Below are 23,528 nucleotides of genomic sequence, written 5' to 3' on the forward strand. Positions count from 1 at the left end.
TTGCTGTTACAGCAAAATCTTCTATAAAATAGTTAATATAAGTGAACACTATATCACATTTTTTAATTAACTATATATTTGGGTGGAATTTAATCCTACAAAGTGGATTTTACTTTTTCATTTCACCTTTTATTTTCTTATGAAGAAAATGCGCCCTTAAAAGTGAATTTGACTTGACAATTTCAATAAGCGTAAAGATTCCCGTAAGGTCTTTTATTATAAGCGTATAGCTTTGTAAAATATCTATCCATGATAGAATGATAGTCAAAGCCGAAATAATCCGAAAACTTCTTTACATATACACCTATAAAGTCCATGTCTTTGTCATCTGCTTCAACTTGCCTTACTTCCTTTCCGAGCTTGCAAACATCAACACTGCTGCGGATATATATCGTCCCCCCATGCATTCCGGTACCGCAATAATTGCCGACAATCTTTCCCACATCTTCTTCATTTAATCCCAGGAGGATTATTATCCCCCCTGCCATGTATTCTCCTAGGAAATCTCCTGCTTTGCCACCAATTACGATTACCGGCTTTTTCTCAGAATATTCTTTCATGTGTATTCCAACCCGGTATCCCACATTGCCTTTTACATAAACCTCGCCTCCACGCATGGCATATCCTGTTGTATCTCCTGCATTGCCATAGATAACAACTTTCCCGCTATTCATTGTATTTGCTATAGCATCCTGGGCATTCCCTCGTACAATAATCTCGGGCCCATCCATATAAGCAGCCATGTCATTTCCCGGGGTACCCTCTATTATAAGTCGGTGGCTTCCCTGTATTCCATCACCAATATATCTTTGTCCTTCTACATTTTTAACAAGAATTTCTTTTTCCCCTAGCCTGAAAAATTCTTTCAGCATTCTGTTTAAATCCTTAAAGTATATACCCTTTGCATTCAATATTTTCATGCTATCACCCTCCCAGCATTCTTTCTTTTCTCATTTCTTTCGGTAACGAGACAAACCCGAAACCCTCTTCACCAAGCCTGTCTTCAAATAAAGATATATCGACTTCCCTCCTGATTAAATCAGTATATATGCCTGCCCTGTCAATATCATTTATCAATAGATAACCTACAAGTTTTTTGTCCCTGATGTAAAATTTTTTATATGTGTTTTCTCTATTTTTATATATGGCTTTTACTCTTATTCCTTCCCCGGATTCGGATAAACCTGCACTTATAATTGAAAGGCCTAACAGTGGCATGGAATTCATTATAAAACCTTTATTAAATAATCTTTCCTTTCCCGCCATATTCTCCCCTGCTGTTTCTCCCTGCCTGTACGCATTAGGAATTATGGCAATTTCCATATTCCTTCCTTCAATAAAGTTGTAACCTTCAGCTGCATCTCCTGCCGCATAGACATCGGGAATGTTAGTCCTCATTCTGTCATCAACAACAATCCCCCTATTTATTTTAAGTTTTGTATCCTTTACCAAATCAGTATTGCACCTAACCCCCATTGCAAGTATTATAAAGTTGCAAGGTAGTTCTCTCCCGTCCTTAAGGATCACACCTTCAGCATTTTCACCACCTATTATCTTTTCAACAGTGGTTTTAAGCAAAACTTCAACACCATGTTCTCGGAGGGTCTTCAGTGCTATCGAAGAAGCTGTTTCATCAAACACGCGGGGCATAATCCTATCCATGATGTCTATTACTGTTACATTTACACCTCTTTGCACCAAAGCCTCAACTGCCTTCAAACCGCTGAAACTGGCACCTACAACTACTGCTCTCGACCCCTTTACAGCCACTTTTTCAATTTCCTTCACATCATCAAATTTTATGAAGTTGAAAACATTTTTCTTGTCAAGGCCTTCCAGAGGAGGAATAAATGGCTTTCCACCTGTAGCAATAAGAAGTTTTGAATATTGTATTTTGCTTTCATCTTGAAGTACTACTTCCTTTTTATCAAAATCTACCGATTTTGCTTTGATTCCTAGGATCGGCTTTACCTTGTTCTTTTCATAGAAATCTCTGCTACGGTAATACATGTTTTCTTCAGCAACTTTTCCACCCAGATAATATGATATAAGTGGCCTTGAATAAGTATGATAAGGCTCGTCAGATATAATCACTATGGGAGTTTCTATATCGTATTTCCTTATTCCTTCAACCGCCCCTACAGCAGCAGTAGAATTACCTATAATAACATAACTCATTTTTCAAGCCCTCCCTTCCATTTCTCTAAATCCTCTATTACTCTCTTCAACCATATTACTCTCCTCAACTACATTCCCTATATAAAGGGCTTCATTAGGACAGTTTTTGACACATACGGGTTCTCCGCCGTTTTCCATGCAAAAATCACACTTGGACGCAATTTTTCTCTCCCTGTAATCACGCCTTATTACCCCATAAGGGCATGCAAGGATGCATGTCCAGCACCCTATACACCTTGCAGCATCGTTGGTAACAACTCCTGTTTCGGGATTTTTTTGCATAGCTCCTGTAATACACGCCTTTACACACTCAGGCTCTTCACAATGCCGACATTGAAGCCCGAAAGATATGGGTTTTCGTTCTTCAACAATTATACCGGGCAGCGGCCTCCTTTTTGAAATTTTCTTGAATGTTTTAATTAAATCATTTTTATATTCTGAATGGGCAGCAATGCAGTAAATTTCACACAACCTGCACCCAACACACACCTCTTCTCTGGAATATATCCTTCTTCGGGTTACCTTATTTGAATTTTCCATTCTTATATCCCTCACTTTCCATTAAAAGCCTCTATTCTCCGGCTGCTTTAATACCAAGTATATCCAGCTCTCTTGAGCTTAAACCTATTCCTCTCAGCATAAGCCTATTTCCCCTAAGGCTTTCAATTGCGTTAATTCCCATTCCGCCAAGCATCTCCTTCATCTCATGGGCCCATGCATTAAGCAGATTTACGAGCCTCCTTGAGGCAATCTCCGGGTTAAGCCTTTTGGTCAATTCAGGGTCCTGAGTTGCTATCCCCCAGTTGCACTTGCCTGTGTAACACTTCTGGCACATGTGACATCCGATAGCAATTAAAGCGGATTGTGCGATATAAACCGCATCCGCTCCCAGTGCAATTGCCTTGATAATATCGGTACTGTTTCTTATACTTCCGCTGCAAACAAGAGACACTTGGTTCCTTATACCTTCTTCCCTCAGCCTGGTGTCTACAGCAGCCAATGCCAATTCAACAGGTATTCCGACATTGTCCCTTATCCTGAGGGGCGCTGCCCCTGTACCTCCCCTGTAACCGTCAATTGCAATAATGTCTGCACCTGCCCTTGCAATACCGGAGCATATGGCTGCAACATTGTGCACTGCCGCAATTTTTACCGAAACAGGCTTTTGATAATCCGTAGCCTCCTTCAGTGAATAGATAAGCTGCCTCAAATCTTCAATAGAATATATATCATGGTGAGGAGCAGGAGATATCGCATCGGAACCTATTGGTATCATTCTCGTTTCTGATACTTCCTCACCCACTTTTTCCCCCGGCAGATGGCCGCCAATGCCCGGTTTAGCACCCTGGCCGATTTTTATCTCGACTGCAGCCCCGGCTTTCAGGTAATCGGCGTCCACCCCAAAACGTCCGGATGCTACCTGTACTATTGTGTTTTTACTATATTTACGCAAATCCTTATGAAATCCCCCTTCACCGGTGTTACACATGATACCGAACTCAGATGCAGCCCTTGCCAAAGCTTCACAAGCATTGTAACTTATTGAACCAAAGGACATTGCCGAAAACATAACGGGGATCTCCAGTTCCAGTTGAGGAGGCAGCTTCTCTGCAAGCTTTCCGTTTTCCACCTTCAGCATTTCCGGTTTTCTTCCCAAAAACGTTTTAAGTTCCATAGGTTCACGTAAAGGGTCTATGGATGGGTTTGTCACCTGGCTGGCATTGATAAGAATGTGGTCCCAATAGATAGGGTAAGGCCTGTCATTTCCCATACCTGTAAGGAGTATTCCTCCCGTTTCAGCCTGTTTATATATTTCCCTTATGGCTGTTGATGTCCAGTTTGCATTTTCTTTAAACTCCAGAGGATTCCTTCTTATTGTAATGGCCCTTGTAGGGCACAAACTTACACACCTGTGGCAGTTCACACATTTAGAATCATCAGACAAAACCCTATTCTCTTCTTCATCATAAATGTGGGCAAAGTTTGCACACTGCCTTACACAAACTTGGCAGCTAATACAGCGTTCATTATTCCTTTCAATAATAAATTCAGGTGTTAATAAACTCAAACTCATATCTTTTCAACCTCCTCCAGAAGAGCGATTACAGGCTCTCCACCTCTTGGGGCCCATATTCTGTCAGGTTCAGGGCATACCACCCTGATAGCCGATTCCTCGCTCGCAACATATACATAATCCTCTTTAACAGCTGCAACCAGAGGACGGAGTTTTATTCTGTCATTTAAAGCTACAATGCCGTTTTTAGAACCCAATATGATAGAAAATGGTCCATTGATCAGTATAGAGCTATATACAGTCCTTATAGCTTTTACCAGTTCCTGGTTATCTTCATCCATTCTTTCTATTTCCGTCCAGAAAGGGGGTGCCATTGCAGTAATTGCAACTTCCAGCGGAAGCTTGTGCTTCCTTAAGAGCAGGTCAAACATATAGGTAATTGCTTCCGTATCGGTCTGAAGGCTGCACTTGTAACCAAACATCTCAAGCCATCTCCTGTTTGCATCATATGAAGAAATTTCCCCATTATGGACAACCGACCAATCAAGCAGTGTAAAAGGATGGGCTCCTCCCCACCACCCGGGAGTATTTGTGGGGAACCTGCCGTGGGCTGTCCATATATATGCCTTATAGGTATCCAGCATATAAAAATCTCCCACATCTTCAGGATAACCCACTGCTTTAAAAGCGCCCATATTTTTCCCGCTTGATACGACAAAAGCACCGTCAAAACATGAATTAATCCTCATTATGCACCTTACCACAAATTCGTCTTCATTTAGTTCGGATTCAACCAGTTTATCTTTCCTAGGACTTGCAAAATACCTCCAGATAATTGGAGCATTGGTTATAGAGGCTATTTTCCTTGTAGGTATTCTGCCGGCCAATTCAATATCAAAATGCTCGTTTAAAAAACGTTCAACATTATCTTTCGCATCCTTATGGTCATAAAACATATGAATGGCATACAAATCCTTATATTCGGGATATATTCCGTACGCAGCAAAACCTCCTCCTAAACCGTTTGAACGCTCATGCATCAAAGCAATTGATTTAATTATGTCGGTACCGGAAATGAGTTTTTTGTTTTTATTCATTATTCCTGCAATTGCACATCCGGAAGGAATTCTTATTTTACCCTCACGTTGTAACATTCATAAACCACCTTTCATAACACATAAAATAAAACAAAATGCAATTTCATGTTTTTGTTATTTCATTTTATTAATAATAACTATCGCATGTAACCACATAAACGGTTACAAAAAAGGACGGACAAAGAAGAATTAACACACTCCCCATTGAGTCCGTCCTTCATTATAACAACAGCATACATCATTGTATACATAAGTATTTAAATGTTTTTTCTTTCCCTAGAGTAACAACTTTTTTCCTTTCCCTTATCAATAATTAATAAATTTGCGTTTTTAATTATAACACACCATTTTTTCACGTTCAATAGTTTTTTATAATTTTTTGCAAGTTTAATTATTAATTCTTGCATTTTGTTTTTTATATTTGTTTTTATATGAAACTCCCATATTCATATTCTTCATTCTCCTTCAGTCTATATTGGTCCGTTTTGTACATAAACCAACCAGCGGACAATGAGTACACTTGGGATTCTTATTGGAGCAGTAATTGTTTCCAAGCCTGACAATCTGGGCATGGTAATCATTAAAAAGTCGCACATCATGCTCTAAGTTTTCCATAAAAAACTTTTGCGCCTTCGCGTAAGATATATTTTCCGCAAAAAAACCTAGTCTGCTGAAAATCCTTTTTGTATAGGCATCAATTACAAATACGGGTTTCTCTGCTGCATATAAAATGATACTATCTGCTGTTTCTTCCCCGATACCGTACAGGCTCAAAAGCTCTTTCCTCAGGTCATGGAGGTTTTTATCAAAGAAACTTTCCAGTTTGCCGTCATAATACTGCTTAAGATGATTGCAGAAGGCTTTTAGTTTTTTTGCTTTTTGTTTGTAAAATCTCGTCGATTTTATAAATTCCTTCAGGTTCTCAATATCTATTTTACAAATACCTTCAACCGTAAGCACATTATGCCTTTTTAAATTATCTATCGCTATGGTAACATTTTTCCATGAAACAAACTGAGTCAATATTGCACCAATAACAACCTCGAAAGGAGAATCTGCAGGCCACCAGTGTTGATAACCTGCATGGTTGTACAATAAATAGTATATATTCATTAACTGTCTATTCAACTGTTCATGTAATTCTCCGTTAACCTTAAATTTCATCTTTTGTTTCGCCTTTTAGTCCAATTCTATTATACCTGATTTATTTTAAATACCGGTTTATTATTTATATTCCACTTTACCGATTTTATCTTGCAACTCATATCTTAAAACAAAATTTTGCAATGAAATCCTATTATTTATATCTCAATCCTGCTGTAATTTTTTTCTGCCGTATTGATTACCAGCACCATGCTTAATACACCCAACCCCGCCATTAACAAAGCAAGAGTTGCAAATATTATCCAGTTATTAAACCCGGCATTTATCATCAATACTGCAGCAACAGTCCACAAGCCCAAAATCAACAAACTTATCAACATGCCCAATAAAGCATTTGTATTCTGTTTTACGGCTTCCTGTGGATTGTGCCATAGCAGTTTAGGCCTTGCCACATCAACGATAAGGTTAAAAGCTGTTAATGGTACAGAACCTATAAGTCCAAGTAAAAATATCGGTAATACAGAGGATAAAGGCATTATAAAAACAACAAGGATAATAGACATCAATACAATGCCCAGGCAAGTTGTCGAAAGACTGTGGAGGAATTTGGCCATTACCTGGTATTTCGCACTTACGGGAATCATCTTTGAAATCCAGAATGTCTGCCCCTCCCTGGAAACAGCCGTAGACGCAGTAACATTTATTCCTGATACGTATAGCATAAAGGCAAGTGCAATAAGTTGTACATATAGAAAGTTGTTGGGATCGCTTATTAACGCATTTAAACTCTCTCCTCCGCCCCGGTCCTTTGTAACCATAAGCAGCACTAATAAAAATGGACCTATAATTGCACCGCTCAGGCAATTCAAAACATAGACCGGCGTCCTTAAGAGTATTTTCCACTCCCTAAAAAACAATGAAGCAACGGGAGAAGATCTTTTCTCATACTTTCTTGCCATTTCATCCCGAGATAGCACCTTTCTTTTCCTGGATACTTCCTGTCCCACAAGAAGGCTTTTATAAAATATGCGGTTACTCAGCCACAAGAGCAAAACAGACAACGCCAGAGAAACAGCAATAAAAAGAACAATATATCCTGCCGCTTCTAAGCCTCGCCCGGCAAGCCCCCTGGTGGCCCAAATGCTGGGAGGGAATTGCCTCCCAATATAATTTATCATACCGTATTGGTTCAGTATAATATTCCTTAAAAACTCTTCTTCGCTGCCTTCAGGTATATTCGTAAAAAGAAGATTTATACCAAGGGCTATAAATATTCCGAGGAAACCCCCAACTACTGCCAATAAGTCCCTGCTTTTTCTGAAATTAATAAAGCGCATAAGAATTATTATAAATAAAGCGCTTATACTAAGGGGGATTATAGGAGCAAAAAGGATAACTATAATGGATTTTAGCCAGTAAAGCAGGCTTACGCTTGTTCGAACGCCATATATTATAATGGCCGGAACTAAAATAGGCAGTATTGTAAGGTATTCATTGACCATTACCACAACAAACTTGCTTCCTAATACTTCATAAGGTTTTAAGGGCAGCGGCACCAGGATATTTACGTCTTTCGAAAAATAAAATGCGCTCATAAGATAGAATATACCGAAAATCAACACAATAACCTGGGCAAATATAATTGAAGTGGTCAAAACAATTTCCGGCTGATTTAACTGTACTCCTACCGAATATATACTGTTTAAGACCAAAACATACAAAAAAAGCAGCATTCCCAGACTAACTAATATGCTTAAGCCTATTAATACGGATTCCAAGCGCTTCTTTTTTTCCACAGCAAAACGGTATTTAAGAGCAGATATACCGAAATTAACATTTAATCCTGTCTTCACCAAAGTTATGAAAGTTTTCATTTTTCCGTCAACTCCAGGAATATATTTTCAAGCGAATCAGCGTTATCACCCTGCCTCAATTCTTCCATGGTGCCGATAGCTATCAACTTCCCTTTATGGATAATGCCTATCCTGTCACAAAGTTTTTCAGCTACTTCAAGGATGTGGGTGGAGAAGAAAACCGAATTTCCCTTATCGCAATGCTTTCTCATTAAATCCTTCAGCAAGTGGGAAGATTTAGGATCCAGCCCTACCATGGGTTCATCCATAATCCACAGAGCAGGGTCATGAATAATTGCGCCCATAAGTACAATTTTCTGCTTCATTCCATGGGAATAACTCTTTATTAAATCAGATGCAGCATCTGTCAAGCCAAAAACATCAAGGAAGTAATCTATTCTTTCCCTGCGTACTTTTTCCGGTACCCCGTATACATCAGCCATAAAATTAAGATATTCTATTCCTGTCAGCCTTTCATAAACATCGGGGTTATCAGGGACATATCCAATACTTCGTTTAGCTTCCAGAGAAAATTTACGGTTATCGTATCCATTGATGGTAATAGTCCCTTCGTCGGGGTTAAGCAGTCCCACCATCAGTTTTATAGTAGTGGTTTTTCCTGCGCCGTTTGGACCAAGGAAACCGAAAATCTCTCCTCTTTCCACCTTCAAATTAAGGTTGTCTACAGCTTTTACCGCTCCCTTATTATAGCTTTTTGAAAGATTTTTAATTTCAATCACAGTTTTTCCCCTTTTCTACTCTGTACTATTCTAGTATTTCGATATTATCCACTTCTATAGTTAATTTGGAAATATTATACCATATAACTATTATTATTTATATTATTTTTTCTAGAATCGTAATAATTATCATAATAATCATAATAATTGACCAAATTTATCCAAGCCACTTCAACCGGAACACTATTTCAGCCAGAACTTTGTAAGCAAAAAAATCACAAGTGCATATATACCACTAAAAATTAAAGCCCACGGCAAGAAAAGAGATAATAATGCCAGAACTAATGCCACATAATCCTTAAGTGTCATTGCTTCTGCATTTTCATCATCCTTTATTCTTATATCGTCTTTTAATGAATTATCAGACGCAATCAACCTTCTATCTTTAATTAATTTTTTAAGCTTTTCTTTATAACCGCTAAATCTACTAATCCTTCTATTATTTTTCACAGCTCCATCTCTCGTTTTGCTTCTTTAATCTCTAATCTTTATTCTTTCTAAATTAGATGGCATGCTACCATGTGGTCATTTCCCACATCCTTCATCAGCGGTTCTTCCTTTCTGCACCTATCCATGGCATAAGGGCAGCGGGTGTGGAATTTGCAGCCTGACGGAGGATTCGCCGGACTCGGAATATCCCCTGTCAAAATAATTCTTTCTTTTTTAACTGTTGGATCTGGTATAGGAACTGCCGAAAGAAGAGCCTTTGTATAAGGATGCAAAGCGTTCCGGAAAAGTTCATCTTTCTCGGCAATTTCTACCATAGAACCCAAATACATGACTCCAATCCTGTGAGATACATGCTTTACCACACTCAAATCGTGGGATATAAACAGGTATGAAAAACCATACTCTGACTGCAAATCAGACAAGAGGTTTATAATCTGGGATTGTATGGAAACATCCAGTGCTGATACAGGTTCGTCGCAAACTATAAATTCAGGTTCAAGGGCAAGGGCACGTGCGATACCTATTCTTTGCCTCTGTCCACCTGAAAACTCATGGGGATACCTGTCAACATGGTAAGGTAATAACCCGCAACGGTTCAATATCTCAAGAACACGCTCTTTGACATTCCTTTTTGTACATATCCCGTGTTCTACAAGGGCTTCACCAACAATATCCCCTACTGTCATACGCGGATTTAGTGAACTGTACGGGTCCTGGAATACAATCTGCATCTTAGGCCTTAATTGAGTCAATTCCTTCTTATTTAATGCATGTATATTCTTACCCCTAAATATTACTTCCCCGCCATCCTTATCATAGAGTCTGAGAATAGTCCTTCCAACAGTACTTTTTCCACAGCCCGATTCGCCCACAAGCCCAAAAGTCTCGCCCTTGTTAATGGTAAAACTGACATTTTCAACTGCGCGCACATACCCCACTGTCCTCTGAAAAACTCCACCTTTTATCGGGAAGTACTTTTTTAGGTTCTCAACCTGCAACAATACCTCGCTCATCCAGCTTCACCTCCTTGCCCGTCATAAAGATAGCATGCAACCTTGTGATTGTTTTCAAGCTCAACCATACCAGGAAAAGCTCTTTTACATATTTCCATACACTTCTCACATCTATCTGAAAAATAGCACATATCAGGAAGTTCAATGGGATTCGGCACATTCCCGGGAATTGAATAAAGCCGTTTCTGTGCTATATCAAGTACAGGTTTGGAATTTAAAAGGCCTATGGTATAAGGATGTTTCGGGTTTTTAAATATCTCCAACACCGGTCCTTCCTCAACAACTTTTCCGGCATACATTACGACTACATAATCGGCCATTTCGGCCACTACACCCAAATCATGAGTTATGAGCATAATGGACATTCCAAACTCTTCTTTTACCTTCTTCAGCAAATCAAGTATCTGGGCCTGTATAGTTACATCCAGAGCTGTTGTGGGTTCGTCTGCAATCAAGAGTTCAGGATTGCAGGCAAGGGCCATTGCAATCATTATACGCTGCCTCATACCACCTGAAAGCTCATGGGGATAAGATTTGTAAATGCTCTCAGCCCTAGGAATACCTACTACTTTAATCATTTCTATGGTTTTTTCTTTTGCCGCACTTTTAGATAGCTTTTCATGTAATATAATTGTTTCCGATATTTGATCCCCAACCGTAAAAACAGGGTTAAGGGAGGTCATAGGTTCCTGGAATATCATGGTTATTTTGCTCCCGTTAATTTTCTGCATTTCAGCAGGAGTAAGTTTTAGCAAGTCTATCCCATTGTAAAGTATTTCACCCTTCACAATTTTACCGGGAAATTGAACAAGCCGCATAAGAGATAATGCTGTAACAGTTTTACCGCATCCCGATTCACCAACTATACAGATTGTCTCACCCCTGTTTACAATAAAAGAAACATCATTAACTGCTTTAACAATACCTGCATCAGTAAAAAAATAGGTATGCAGATTTTTAAATTCTACAAGCTTATCTGGCATCACAACACCCCCTTACCTTTTCATTTTCGGGTCAAAGGCATCCCTTAGACCGTCACCCACAAAATTAATTGCCAACACTGTAATAAATATGCATATACCGGGTGGAATCCATAACCAGGCACGATAAGCAAAATCATAAGAGTCCCTTACTGCCTGGATCATGTTTCCCCACGAAGGATACGGCATTGCCACACCAAGGCCGAGAAATGACAGGGCAGATTCGCTTAAAATTGCGCCCCCGATTCCAAGGGTTGCAGTTACAATAATTTGAGGTATAACATTAGGTATGAGGTGCCGGAAAATTTTACGCTTATCGCTTAAGCCCAGAGCTTCTGCTGCAAGCATGAATTCCTGCTCACGAAGAGACAATATCTGCCCTCTTACAAGCCGTGCCAGATATGGCCATCCGAGGAAGCCCAGAATAAGCATAACAAAGTATATCCTTTTTTGTGGAGGTATATCAAGGTCGGACATAACAGTACCAAGAATTATTACTACAGGAAGATAAGGAAGGCTTAGGAAAACATCAACAATCCTCATAAGTATGTTGTCCACCTTACCGCCATAATAACCTGAAATCCCACCTATTGAAGCACCAATCAGCACTTCTATTAATACAGCGACAAAGCCTACAGTAAGCGAAATTCTGCCACCATACATTAGCCGGGTAAAAATATCCCTACCTATGGCATCTGTTCCTAAAATATATTTTAAACTAGGCTTTTGTTTTGCTACTGAAATTTTGGTTTCAAGAAGTGCAAAATCTGAAAATACAGGACCATAAAAGCACCATATAACAAATACAAAAAGTATTCCTACCCCGACAAGCGCAAGCTTATTACGTTTAAACTGCCTGAATGCAATAGTCCATGGAGTCTGAATTGCATCATATTTTTTCCTTTTCGCATTCTCCATAACCTTAACGGCAATTGCGGCAAATATGGGTAACATTCCTATAATAGCAAGCAGACGCGCTCCTATACCGGTAGTAACCTCTTGCTGCGCAATCTTAAAAATAACTGAACCATCACTTGCCTGCTGCTTCATAAGCAAAACAGCAAAAAATTCAACTACACTGGTCCCTGTATCGGAAAGCTGCACGCCGTATAAAATGTAGCCTAGGAAAGCAGTAAGTATAGCAATATTTGAAAAGCTTTTTTTGTTTTTATACATATATGCAATAAACAAGCCGGTCGTAAAAGTATACATAAGCACGGAAAGCAACAACGGCAGGGAATTGCTTATCAAAACAAGCACAGGCCCACTGCCGGATACCGGTATTAATTCAAGCCGCTTTGAAATACTGAAAATCAAATCAAATCCGTTAATAGTGGCATATTTTTTAATAACAATAAATGGTAATGCAAAAATAATAATGATTAATACTGAAAATATCAAGCCTAAAAGAAGTAATACTTTCATGTTCATGTATTGCAACAGTTTTCTTTTCATCTATTGCACCTCACTTAAGCTTTACGCGTGGATCTACCACGGCGTAAAGAATATCTGACAGAAGGTTGCCTATTAGTGTTAAAACAGCAACAAACAATGAGAATCCCATCATTAGAGGGTAATCTCTTTTAGTTACGGCATCCAGAGCGACTTTCCCTATTCCGGGTATGCCGAAAATGCTCTCAGTAATAATTGCTCCTGAAAACAATCCGGGCAAAGATAATCCGATTATGGTCACAATCGGTATTAAAGCATTTCTTAATGCATGCTTATATATAACAATCTTCTCGCTCAAACCTTTTGAACGGGCAGTCCTGATATAGTCCTGCTTAATAACCTCCAAAACAGCAGTTCTTGTATACCTCATTAAAGAACCAACACCGCTGAAGGCAAGGACAATACACGGCATAATTAAATGTATCACAACATCCCATATATACCTTAAACCGGTGTAGTTGGCACCGGGGGTAGTCATATTTGCAAGAGGAAAGATTTTTAAATCTACAGCAAATATTTTCTTCAATAAAAGTCCCATAAAAAAAGATGGTATTGAAATACCCACCAATGCAAACACGGTAAACGTCATATCTGTCTTAGAGTACTGCTTTGTCGCAGATAAAATACCAATTGGTATTGCAATTAATAATTCCAGTATAAAAGCAGAAAAAGCTAAAATAAAAGAATTCCAAACAAAGGTGTTTATTACTTCGCTGACAGGTTTTATATATATGAATGAATGGCCAAAATCACCCACGATTGCACCTTTAATCCATTTCCAGTATTTTATGTGAATAGGGTCATTTATGCCGTAAAGATCCTTTAAATGTTCAATCTGTTCCTTAGACATTTTCGGGTTTGCTTTTGCTTCAATAAAGTTACCGGGTACCATATTTATAACAAGAAAAATTATCAGGGAAATACCGACAATTATAGGTATCATCTGTAATAGCCTTCTAACTAGATACTGCCACATATTTCCTCTCCCCCTATTATATATCAACTGCCCGAACAAAGTCGGGCAGTTGAGCAATAAGAACATTTCCATTTTCCCTATAATCCGAATTTAATTAATTTTTAAGAAATTGCCTTTTAATTAAGCAATTTCGTCCATGTTATTGCGCAATTTCACACTTGTAAAGGTTATATAAGAATTCCCTGAAAGATGAAATTTCAATTCCCTTAATCCTTGCATTGGCAACCCACATATCGCTTCTCTGGTAAATCCAGAAGCATGGGACATCCTCATTGAGAACTTTGTATAGCTCTTTATAAATGGCTTTGCGTTCTTCAATATTAGTTTCTTTAATGCCTTCCTCAATAAGCCTGTCCGCCTCAGGGTTACTGTAAGAATACTTGTTCTGGGCACCCTGAGAGTGATATATATTCTTCGCATCAGGGTCTGCAGTAAGTCCCCATGCCATAAACCACATATCTGTCTGTTCACTGTTTACTTTATCAATGAGTGCCGGGAAATCAAGAGTCTCTATAACCAATTCTATACCCAGTTTTTCATAGTCATCCTTCATTACAGGAAGAAGAATATCTGTAACAGGATTGCTGGGCATTGCTGAAAATTTGATTGTGAATATCTGGCCGTCTTTTTCCCTTTTACCGTTGGCATTCAGCTTCCAACCCGCCTCATCTAAGAGTTTAGCTGCTTTTTCAAGATTAAATTCATAAGTGTTAAGCCCCTCATCATCGTAAGCCCAGGATACCTTTGACTGAGGTATGTTAATTACGCTAGCATACTCTCCGTAAACCTGCCTTACTACCTCTTCCCTGTTAATTGCATGGTAAAGAGCCTGCCTTACTTTCTTATCCTGGTATTTAGGTAGGTTGTGGTTCAAACCTACATAGCCGTAGCCATTGGTGGGGAACCTGTATATATTTATAAACCCTGCATCTTTTGCCTGCTGCATGTTTTCAGGAGAAACATCAGCCATATCTATATCGGTTTCACCTAGAATTACCCTCTGCAGCTCTTCACCTGGAGGTGTGACTGAAAATACGACATTCTTTATTTTTGGTGTACCCTTGAAGTAAGAATCATTGGCAACCAGAGTCAAAGATTCTCCTTCTTTATATTGTACAAACTTATATTGGCCTGTGCCCATCGGATTGTTAACGTTTGCCTTTACTTTTGAAACATCGCCTTTTTTGAATTCAGCCCCATACACTTTTTTTGGTACAAGTTGCACGCTCAAAGCCCATATTGCAAGAGCACTGGGCTGTTCACATGTAATCTCAATAGTCTTTTCATCAACAACTTTTATGCCCTCAATTTTTTCGGCATTACCGTTCTTATAAGCATCAAATCCCTTAATAAAAGCAGTTGAGATATCTATCGGCCCGTCGTACGAAGGGTCTGACAGGACATAGTATGAAAATTCAATGTCCTCAGCCGTTGCAGGCGTCCCATCCCAGAATTTAACACCATCCTTTAAAGTAAATCTGTATGTCAGACCATCCTCAGATACCTCAAAATCTGCCGCTCCCGGAATGGGTTTAGCATCAAAATCAGGTTCTACAAGATAGTCAAACATTAAGTAGTTAGCGTACATATCGTATGCAGACTCTGCATAAAAAGGATTGAATATACCACTAAACTCTGCAATACCAATAACCATGGTATCTTTCCTATCAAGTGCCACAGCAGGTGACTTGGACGGGTCTTGTGCTTCGATAAAGTCAACCTGATACTTCTTGAAGTCAAAACCTGATGTTTGAGAAGGTTTTTCTTCTTTTGTAGTAGCTGGAGCACTGTCATCGCCTGTAGTTACGGCAGAGCTGTCATCCTCTCCCGGGCCTTTGCGGAAGTTATTAACTATGAGTACTAACGCAAAAGCTAATACAACTACCAAGGCAATAACTAAAATTAACTTCTTGTTTTTCATTTAACGCTCTCTCCTTTACAATAAAAATTTTTAAAGTTGCTTTAATACTATTAACTGTTATTTAATAGCTTATTTTATTTTATAGTATTTCAACTTAATTTGCAATAGTCTACGCTCGAAAACTATATATTTATTAACAAATTTTACTAAAAATGGAGAATTTTTTTCTCCGCCGTATAATCTACAAGCTTGGAAACTAAGTCAACAAAACTGCTTCCATCTTATTTATATTGATACTGACAATCTCTTCGCTTTCCCTTGTATTGAACCTGTACTTCCTATTATGGAGTTGATCCGTAACTTCGGTTTTATTGAAATAAGCTTTTTTAATCTCGACTTTTACCGTGGAATCACTATTGTTTATAATAACCATAGCTTTTTCACTGCCATTATCTCTTATAAACGATAATACTCCTTTGTTCTTTGACAATTCTATAAATCTGATACTTCCGTTCACCAGTACTTGATAATCCTTTCTTATTCTAATAAGCCTTTTGTATAAGTTAAATAATGCCGGTTCAGGAACTTCTCTATCCCATATCATTGTTTTTCTGCAGTCCGGGTCATCACCACCTTTCATACCTATTTCATCGCCATAATAAATCATGGGTATCCCTACAAATGTCATGGTAAATATTACTGCAAGCCTCATTTTTTCAACATTCCCGCCACAAAGGGTTAAAAACCTGGCTGTATCGTGGCTTCCCAGTAGATTAAGCAAATAATAAAGTGTTTCATCCTTATAACTTAGAAAATATTTATTTAGCTTTATAATAAAACCATCCCTGTTCACTTGCCGTTTGACAAAAAAATCAATGACAGCTTGCCTGAATGGATAATTCATCACAGAATCAAACTCATCTCCCATAAGCCAAGGTGTTGAGCAATACCATACTTCACCAATAATAAATATATCTTTTTTAATCGACTTAAGCCTTTTTCTGAATTCCTTCCAGAAACCGTGAGAAACTTCATCTGCTACATCCAGCCTCCAGCCGTCAATATCCAGTTCCCTGGTCCAGTATTCCGCTACTCCGATTAAATATTCACGAACCTTGGGATTTGAGGTATTTAGTCTAGGCATGCTGTATATATTAACACCAAAAGTTTCATAGTTTGGTACAGGCTTCATTTTCACCGGAAACTCTTTAATATAAAACCAGTCGGCATAAGGGGAGTCTTTACCGTTTTTCACTACATCCATAAAAATTTTATTCTTATTACTACAGTGATTAAACACAACATCCAGTACTACTCTTATACCTTTGTTATGGGCCTCTCTCACAAGTTCTTTCATTTCCTCCAGGCTTCCGAAATTAGGGTCAATTTTATAATAGTCTATCGTATCATATTTATGGTTTGAATTGGACAAAAATACAGGAGTTAAATATATAGCGTTCACCCCAAGGTTTTGCAGGTAATCAAGTTTACTTATAATTCCTTTTATATCACCTCCGAAAAAACTGTCCCTATAAGGTTTTGTTCCCCACTGCTGTACTTTCATAGGATCATTGTTTCTATCACCGTTACAAAATCTTTCTGGAAAAATATGGTAAAGTATGGCACTCTTACTCCATAAAGGTATATCAAGGATATCATCACAGTTTATGTAAGGATATTGAAAATACCCCCCGTTCAGTGTGTTTTCAGGAAAATCTCTTTTAAAGCCGTTTTCAAGATAAAAAAATTGTTCTCCCCTACTATCAACCAGCTTAAAAAAATACTTAAACCTTTTATTTTCTACTTTTATAGTGCAATGGAAATAATCATAGTATTCATCATACGCAAAACGTTCCATTTTCTTGCATAATAAACCAGGAGTATAATCATACCGTTCAATATAGTAAACATAACACTCTGAAATATCATCCCTTGCAGTTCTCAATCTTAAGTTCAATTCATTTTCCGTTTTGGGATAAGCATATGTTCCAAAGTTTTCATGATGTATGGCTTCTTTTAGCATAATCAATTATCACCTCAGTTGCTTCAATTATTCGATTATTGTTTCACCGAACCTTCCGTAAGGCCTGATATAAAATATTGCTGCAACGTAAAGAATAAGACCAACATGGGTAACGAACCGATCAATGCCGCAGCACAATATCTAGGCCAGTTTATACCATATTGTCCTTCAAACATGCTTCTTAAACCAACTGCCAAAGGCATACTCTTAAACCCTCCGGTCATAACAACATTTGCTATTACATACTCGTTATACGCCAGAACAAAACTCTGGACAGCTATAACAGCCAGCATCGGTTTAACCAAAGGAATAATAATCATTACAAGGACGGTTCCTTTGTTAGCTCCGTCGATAAATGCCGATTCCTCTAACTCCTTGGGTATAGTATCAAAGTACCCTTTAGCTAGCAATATCAAGCCCGCCAGCGCCATAACCGTATCTACAAGTATAAGACTTATAATCTTATTCAATAGCCCCAAAGCATTTAATATCTGATGTATGGCAACCATGGAAAGGGTTACCGGAAATATCTGTATCAGCAATATGGTATTGAAGGCAACCTTTTTCCCGTAGAAATCCAACCGGGAAAATGTATAAGCTCCCAAAGAAGTAAGTACGACCGTTAGAACCATGGTACCTAAGGATATAATCAGTGAATTTTTTATCCAATCTAGAAACTGGTGTTTCGTAAAAAGGTCATAATAGTTCTTAAGCGTAAGTTCTTTCGGCAGGACACCTGTCTCAAGTGACATAACATTTTTTCCAAATGATATCACTATCATATAAAGAACCGGAATAAGCACTGATAATGCAAATATTAATAAAAACAAATTTACCAAAAAATATATAAGTTTCCTCTTACTTTTTCTTTTTATCTTACTATTGCTCTTAATCTTGTTCTCCACACAGTACCACCCTTCCAAAACAGTTAGAAATACAAGTTTTGTCTTTTGACCTACTCCTTAAGAAGCCTTTCGGAAATTTTCATGTTCACTAATGCAAATATAGCTACGAATATGAAAATAATAACAGAATATGCAGCAGCCAGGTCATACCTGAATACCCTAAAAGCCATGTTATACACATAAGTTAACAAAAGGTCCGTAGCGCCCGGATCTCCCAGGTTTTTTGCCGCCGGTTCACCTTTTGTTACAATGTATATTCCAAACTGGTTAAACTGCATAATAAATGCCATAATAAGTATCGGAACCATTCCCTTTAAAAGATGCGGAAGAGTTATACTTATAAAGCTCCTTAATGCCGAAGAACCATCTATTTGGGCAGACTCATAGAGATGGCGGGGGATGGCTTGCAGCATTCCCAGGGCAACTACTGTAAGGTAAGGGAAACTAAACCAGACGGTAATCAAGATAACAGATACTCTTGCCATAACAGGATGAGTTAGCCACGGTATTTTACCCAAGCCGACTGCCATAAGGAGCTTATTTACGAAACCATAATTTGTATTCAAAAGTCCTCTCCACATTAAGAGTGTAATAACCGAAGGTATTACCCAGGGAATTATAAATATGGTCCTATAAATTGCCCTGAGCTTGATATTGTTGTTATTCAATACAACTGCCAATACTGTTGCGACACAAAAAGAAACGATCACCACACTTGCTGCAAAAATAAAAGTCCATATAATAAGCTCTGATAGACCGGTAATATGTTCACCAAATATATACCTGTAGTTTTCTAACCCAACAAATTCATAGTTATTTATATGCAGTACGCTGTAATTGGTAAAGGAAAGCAATATATTCTGAATAATTGGTATAACATAAAAAATAAATATCAGAACTAATGCAGGAGCAAGTATTAAAAATGCTTTTACTGTTTCCTTAAATTTTTTCTGTTTTACAGTAAACTTTCTACGGCTTGGTTTTAACCTGTTTTCAATGTGTTTTTCGTCCGCCGTCATTTCAACCTCCTCCAATCCAAAGTGAGGGAAAGAGGGATGTACTCCCGCTTCCCCTCACACTTTCATTTGAACGCAACTTCGGACTTGCATTCCGCCTCACATTCAGGCTTGCTTTCATACTTACATTCGTCTTGCTTTCACTCTTGGTCTCACATTTCCGCTCCAATTCACACTCCACTGCTAATCCTGACTACCTTTTCATCTTTGAAATATCTTCTTTTATTTTTGCTTCAAACTCTTTCAATGCATCGGCTACCGGCTTATTGTTAAAGAATATATTATCCAAGGCTTGTTTTGAATAGTTCCAGATTACAGTCGCTTCAGGGTTAGATGGAAATACCTGGGACGACATACCAACATCAGCAAGCATTTTCAGGTTGGCGTCTGACTGTACATAGTTGCTATTGTAAACACTTTTATTTAAAGTGTTTCTCTGGCCGTTCTTAGCTTCTTTTCCGTTTGCAGCCTCATACAACCTCTGTAAGTGCTCATCCTTCATCATGTACTTGAAAAAAGCATCAGACTCTTTTGGATACTTAGAATTCTTATTTGCCATTATGCCCATTATGCTCCCTAAAGGTTTGCTGGCTGTTCCATCGTTATTGTTCGGCAGAGGAGCATATCCATAATTTATATTATTATCCTTATAACTCTGTGCATACCACAGTGCATAAATAATCATGGCAACTTTACCTTCTGCGAAACGCTGGCTGACTATGCTGTCATTCTCTTCAGATGTCTGCGTTGTAAGGCCTTTTTTCTTCAGTGCCAGCAATTCTTCAAAAGCTTTAACTGAACCTTCATTGGCTACTCCAATGTCATCAGGATTGAAAGAGCCGTCGGGATTTTTGCCAAAATAGTATCCCCCATGCCTTTCAATAAGTGGATAAATAAACCAATAATTAGTAGGGTCAATAAGAAAACCATATTGAGTAATATTGCCCTTTGAATCCTTTACAGTCAACTCCTCAGCTTTCTTAAAGAATTCATCCCAGGTCTTAGGGGGTTCACTTATAAGCTTCTTATTATAAACAATTCCGTATGCATCGGCAGAATAACCTACACCATAAAGCTTCCCTTTATATTTGAAAGCATCTATGGCAACCGAAACAAACCTATCAGCAAACTGCTGATCGACAAATTCAATAGGTCTTAAAGTATCTGCTTCAACAAGAGTACCAAGGTCAGCCGCTTGGGCTAGTATAAGGTCCGGTGCATCTGCCGAAGCTGCCGCAATAGGATACTTTTGTCTTATTTCAAAAAAGTTGTTGTCCAGCACCTGTACCTTGACACCTGTTTCTTTTGTGAATTCATCTGCTATGGCCTGCAACTCCTTATTTTCTTCAGGGAACAGGCTGAACCATATCTTAAGCTGTGCCTCTTTATTCAGCTGTTCTGTTTCTCCGGTTGCTGCCGTCTGATCGGAAACATCAGGCTCTTTTGAAGTATTTTCATTTGTTTTGTCAGAGTTGTCAGATTCTTTTGTTTTTGCACATCCGCTAAAAATTACAAATACTAATGCCAAAACTAAGATAACGCTTAATGCTTTTTTTAACATTACATATCCCTCCTTTAATCAACATTTTGCTCCTTTTGCTCAGCATCTTGAATGCTTTCTTATAAAATCAGTATTACGGTTTGCCTGTTCGATACTTTCGACTAGTGTACAAAAAGCAACATTTCCCTCCTTTGCTATTTCCATATTCTTCTCAACCATCTCAAAGGATTTGCAGTCAATGGAAAGACAGACATTGTTGGATTTTGCTATTAAATCCTTTAAGACGTTAATAGGCTCTGTTTGGTTAGGGTCTGTAGCAATCCATATGTTTTTTACATTTCTAAGCTTGCATAGTTCAGGAACTATATATAATGCCCTCGAGTGGCAGTGCAGGAATCCATTCCCGAAGTGGTCTATTACTTTCTGTGTGTAGGGTGCTTCAAACTCCCTGTAGAGTTCCGGTGATATCATGCAGGCTATATCTTCAGACATATTAATACCATCTTGGAAGAAATATGTTCCGTATTCGGTATCTCCTAAATACTTGTAAACTCTGCTTTTTAAATCTTCAGCAAACTTAATTGTTGATTCTGCACAGAAATTCAAAAACTGATGTACCTCATCCGGATCATCAAAAAAATCAGTATAAATTGCCTCACCTCTTAAAGCATGTGCTAAATCCAGTGGAGAAAAAAAACCTCGCATATAAGGAATCCCCGAACTTTTAACATTTTCCATCAGCTTTTCCGAAATAATCATAAATTTCTTATACCATTTCGAGTTACCAATTTCTTGTAAGCATCTCCAATCTTCAAGACGTTTAAGTATAGGCTGGCTCCAACTGGTATCCTCTCCAAAAATAATTTCTCCCTCAACAAAAGCACTATAATCTCCTATTCCCAGTACAGGGGAAATATTGGGCAGAGTATCGTCAGACACATCTTTTCTTGCTTCATACACTTTTTCTGTTTCTTTTATTAAATCTTCTACATACCTATCGATATCCATGTCATTATCAAAATTATATTTATTAAGCTTGATATTTCTATACAATGCCATATCACTGTCTAATAGAGCCCTGTAAATAAAATTTCCTGTACTTCCTTTGTCTACTGCACTATAAAAATTTTCAAACCTTTCTACTACTTCTTTAAAGCAAGGTTTATAGTAACTTAATTCTTTAAACAAACTTATTCCCCCCCAAATTCTTCATCCTGGCTAATCTTCTTCAACCCTCCGAGGTATTTTGCTATAGTCTATCCCAATTTTTTTGTGAAACTCAATGATATTATTAATATAATCACTCTTTTTCAATATTGTATCAGGAAGTACACCCTCATTTTTTAAAATACGCAATTGTATAATATCAAGAATTAACTGGTCTATTGCCAACTCTATCAGCATGGTATTGCTTGTAATAACGCTAATCTCTTCTATAGTCTCGTTGCCTTCCCCTATAAGGATTCTTTCTCTATCTGCAACAACTATTATTCTCCGCCTGGTCCATATTTCTTTTAATACATCCTTTGGAATACCGTATTGGTATATGACACCAAAATCATAAGGAAGTTGGCCGTAAGAAAAGCTAATTATGTTGACACCCCTGTTATGCGCTTCCTGCAAATCATTCATGAAAATTAAAGCTTCTTGCTCCCATATGGATAGATAAATATCATTTTTAGCTTCTCTTATCAAGTGTTTGATCTCTTTGATCATATATTCATAATCTGTTATATTTATAAGATAACTGTCAACTTTTGAGTCTGATTTGATATTGTCCATTTTCTCTTCCAACTCGGATATCTTTTTAAGATAGTCTTCCCGGTACCTATTAAAAAGCTCCTTGTATGAAACCGGCGAATAGAGCTTGGGATTTGCTTCTATTTCAATTACCGCTCCCTTCTGCACAAGCCTTTTCAGAATATCATATATCATTGTTCTGGTAATATCGGTGTTTTTTGCGATCTCGTAACCGCTCATAGGATTTTTTATAACTAAAGCGAGATATACTTTTGCCTCATTTATTGAAAAACCAATATCCTGCATCATATTAACAATATTTTCCATGTACATGTCTCCTTTTATTAGTCATAATCATATTTTCATATGTTGTACAGTTATTTTTCAGAATTATTTTCTGTTAGTTTAAGTAGCTATTTGCATAATAGTTGTAATAAATATTACTACTAATAATATATCATCAAAATTGTTTTTAGTCAATAGTCTCTTAATTATTCACAGGACCTATTCATAAAAACTCAAACTTTTTACCCTAAATCATTCATAGTACCCAGATTATTCCATATGACGTTTATCAGTTTTAAAAAATAAAACTTTCATTGTCACAAATGAAGACATGCCTGTA

The 23,528-nt window shown here is 37.9% G+C and carries 20 protein-coding genes; all 20 read right to left on the minus strand.

Features of this window, described 5'->3' with window-relative positions; translation table 11 throughout:
• Nucleotides 1-182: 182 nt before the first annotated feature.
• The gene (locus tag HPY74_12190; GenBank protein NSW91410.1) at nucleotides 183-920 is read right to left on the minus strand and encodes a hypothetical protein; all 738 of its coding nucleotides are present in this window, start codon (nucleotides 918-920) and stop codon (nucleotides 183-185) included.
• 4 nt (nucleotides 921-924) lie between these two features.
• Complete coding sequence (locus HPY74_12195) at nucleotides 925-2,178, minus strand: NAD(P)/FAD-dependent oxidoreductase (protein NSW91411.1); 1,254 nt, start codon at nucleotides 2,176-2,178, stop codon at nucleotides 925-927.
• Nucleotides 2,179-2,181: 3 nt separating this feature from the next.
• A complete protein-coding gene (locus tag HPY74_12200; GenBank protein ID NSW91412.1) occupies nucleotides 2,182-2,718 on the minus strand; it encodes a 4Fe-4S dicluster domain-containing protein in 537 nt (178 codons plus the stop codon).
• 31 nt (nucleotides 2,719-2,749) lie between these two features.
• Nucleotides 2,750-4,252: an alpha-hydroxy-acid oxidizing protein gene (locus tag HPY74_12205; protein ID NSW91413.1), complete on the minus strand. Its 1,503-nt coding sequence runs from the start codon at nucleotides 4,250-4,252 to the stop codon at nucleotides 2,750-2,752.
• On the minus strand, nucleotides 4,249-5,346 hold the full coding sequence (locus HPY74_12210; GenBank protein NSW91414.1) for a glutamine amidotransferase family protein: 1,098 nt from the start codon (nucleotides 5,344-5,346) through the stop codon (nucleotides 4,249-4,251). Before HPY74_12210 ends, HPY74_12205 begins: the two co-directional genes overlap by 4 nt.
• 408 nt (nucleotides 5,347-5,754) lie before the next feature.
• Nucleotides 5,755-6,453: an endonuclease III domain-containing protein gene (locus HPY74_12215; protein NSW91415.1), complete on the minus strand. Its 699-nt coding sequence runs from the start codon at nucleotides 6,451-6,453 to the stop codon at nucleotides 5,755-5,757.
• 137 nt (nucleotides 6,454-6,590) lie between these two features.
• Nucleotides 6,591-8,267 (minus strand): hypothetical protein, encoded by a 1,677-nt coding sequence (locus HPY74_12220; GenBank protein ID NSW91416.1) that lies wholly within the window; start codon nucleotides 8,265-8,267, stop codon nucleotides 6,591-6,593.
• On the minus strand, nucleotides 8,264-8,986 hold the full coding sequence (locus tag HPY74_12225) for an ABC transporter ATP-binding protein (protein NSW91417.1): 723 nt from the start codon (nucleotides 8,984-8,986) through the stop codon (nucleotides 8,264-8,266). Before HPY74_12225 ends, HPY74_12220 begins: the two co-directional genes overlap by 4 nt.
• 183 nt (nucleotides 8,987-9,169) lie before the next feature.
• On the minus strand, nucleotides 9,170-9,436 hold the full coding sequence (locus HPY74_12230) for a hypothetical protein (GenBank protein NSW91418.1): 267 nt from the start codon (nucleotides 9,434-9,436) through the stop codon (nucleotides 9,170-9,172).
• A 47-nt stretch (nucleotides 9,437-9,483) separates the two neighbouring features.
• The gene (locus HPY74_12235) at nucleotides 9,484-10,449 is read right to left on the minus strand and encodes an ABC transporter ATP-binding protein (GenBank protein NSW91419.1); all 966 of its coding nucleotides are present in this window, start codon (nucleotides 10,447-10,449) and stop codon (nucleotides 9,484-9,486) included.
• Nucleotides 10,446-11,432 carry an ABC transporter ATP-binding protein gene (locus HPY74_12240; protein ID NSW91420.1) on the minus strand — a complete coding sequence of 329 codons (987 nt, stop codon included), beginning with the start codon at nucleotides 11,430-11,432 and terminating at the stop codon, nucleotides 10,446-10,448. Before HPY74_12240 ends, HPY74_12235 begins: the two co-directional genes overlap by 4 nt.
• A gap of 12 nt (nucleotides 11,433-11,444) precedes the next feature.
• On the minus strand, nucleotides 11,445-12,860 hold the full coding sequence (locus HPY74_12245; GenBank protein NSW91421.1) for an ABC transporter permease: 1,416 nt from the start codon (nucleotides 12,858-12,860) through the stop codon (nucleotides 11,445-11,447).
• Nucleotides 12,861-12,894: 34 nt separating this feature from the next.
• The gene (locus HPY74_12250; protein ID NSW91422.1) at nucleotides 12,895-13,857 is read right to left on the minus strand and encodes an ABC transporter permease; all 963 of its coding nucleotides are present in this window, start codon (nucleotides 13,855-13,857) and stop codon (nucleotides 12,895-12,897) included.
• Between the two features lie 139 nt (nucleotides 13,858-13,996).
• Nucleotides 13,997-15,778 (minus strand): ABC transporter substrate-binding protein, encoded by a 1,782-nt coding sequence (locus tag HPY74_12255; GenBank protein NSW91423.1) that lies wholly within the window; start codon nucleotides 15,776-15,778, stop codon nucleotides 13,997-13,999.
• Between the two features lie 196 nt (nucleotides 15,779-15,974).
• Nucleotides 15,975-17,741 (minus strand): glycoside hydrolase family 13 protein, encoded by a 1,767-nt coding sequence (locus tag HPY74_12260; protein NSW91424.1) that lies wholly within the window; start codon nucleotides 17,739-17,741, stop codon nucleotides 15,975-15,977.
• A gap of 35 nt (nucleotides 17,742-17,776) precedes the next feature.
• Nucleotides 17,777-18,646 (minus strand): ABC transporter permease subunit, encoded by an 870-nt coding sequence (locus HPY74_12265; protein ID NSW91425.1) that lies wholly within the window; start codon nucleotides 18,644-18,646, stop codon nucleotides 17,777-17,779.
• 50 nt (nucleotides 18,647-18,696) lie between these two features.
• Nucleotides 18,697-19,665, minus strand: coding sequence for a sugar ABC transporter permease (locus HPY74_12270; GenBank protein ID NSW91426.1), 969 nt, complete (start codon nucleotides 19,663-19,665; stop codon nucleotides 18,697-18,699).
• Nucleotides 19,666-19,855: 190 nt separating this feature from the next.
• On the minus strand, nucleotides 19,856-21,223 hold the full coding sequence (locus tag HPY74_12275) for an extracellular solute-binding protein (protein NSW91427.1): 1,368 nt from the start codon (nucleotides 21,221-21,223) through the stop codon (nucleotides 19,856-19,858).
• A gap of 39 nt (nucleotides 21,224-21,262) precedes the next feature.
• Entirely contained in the window at nucleotides 21,263-22,351 is a 1,089-nt protein-coding gene (locus tag HPY74_12280; GenBank protein ID NSW91428.1) for a hypothetical protein, read from the minus strand.
• Between the two features lie 30 nt (nucleotides 22,352-22,381).
• Entirely contained in the window at nucleotides 22,382-23,230 is an 849-nt protein-coding gene (locus tag HPY74_12285; GenBank protein NSW91429.1) for a TrmB family transcriptional regulator, read from the minus strand.
• Nucleotides 23,231-23,528 lie beyond the last annotated feature (298 nt).

This window comes from Bacillota bacterium (genome assembly GCA_013314855.1).
GTDB lineage: Bacteria > Bacillota > Clostridia > Acetivibrionales > DUMC01 > Ch48.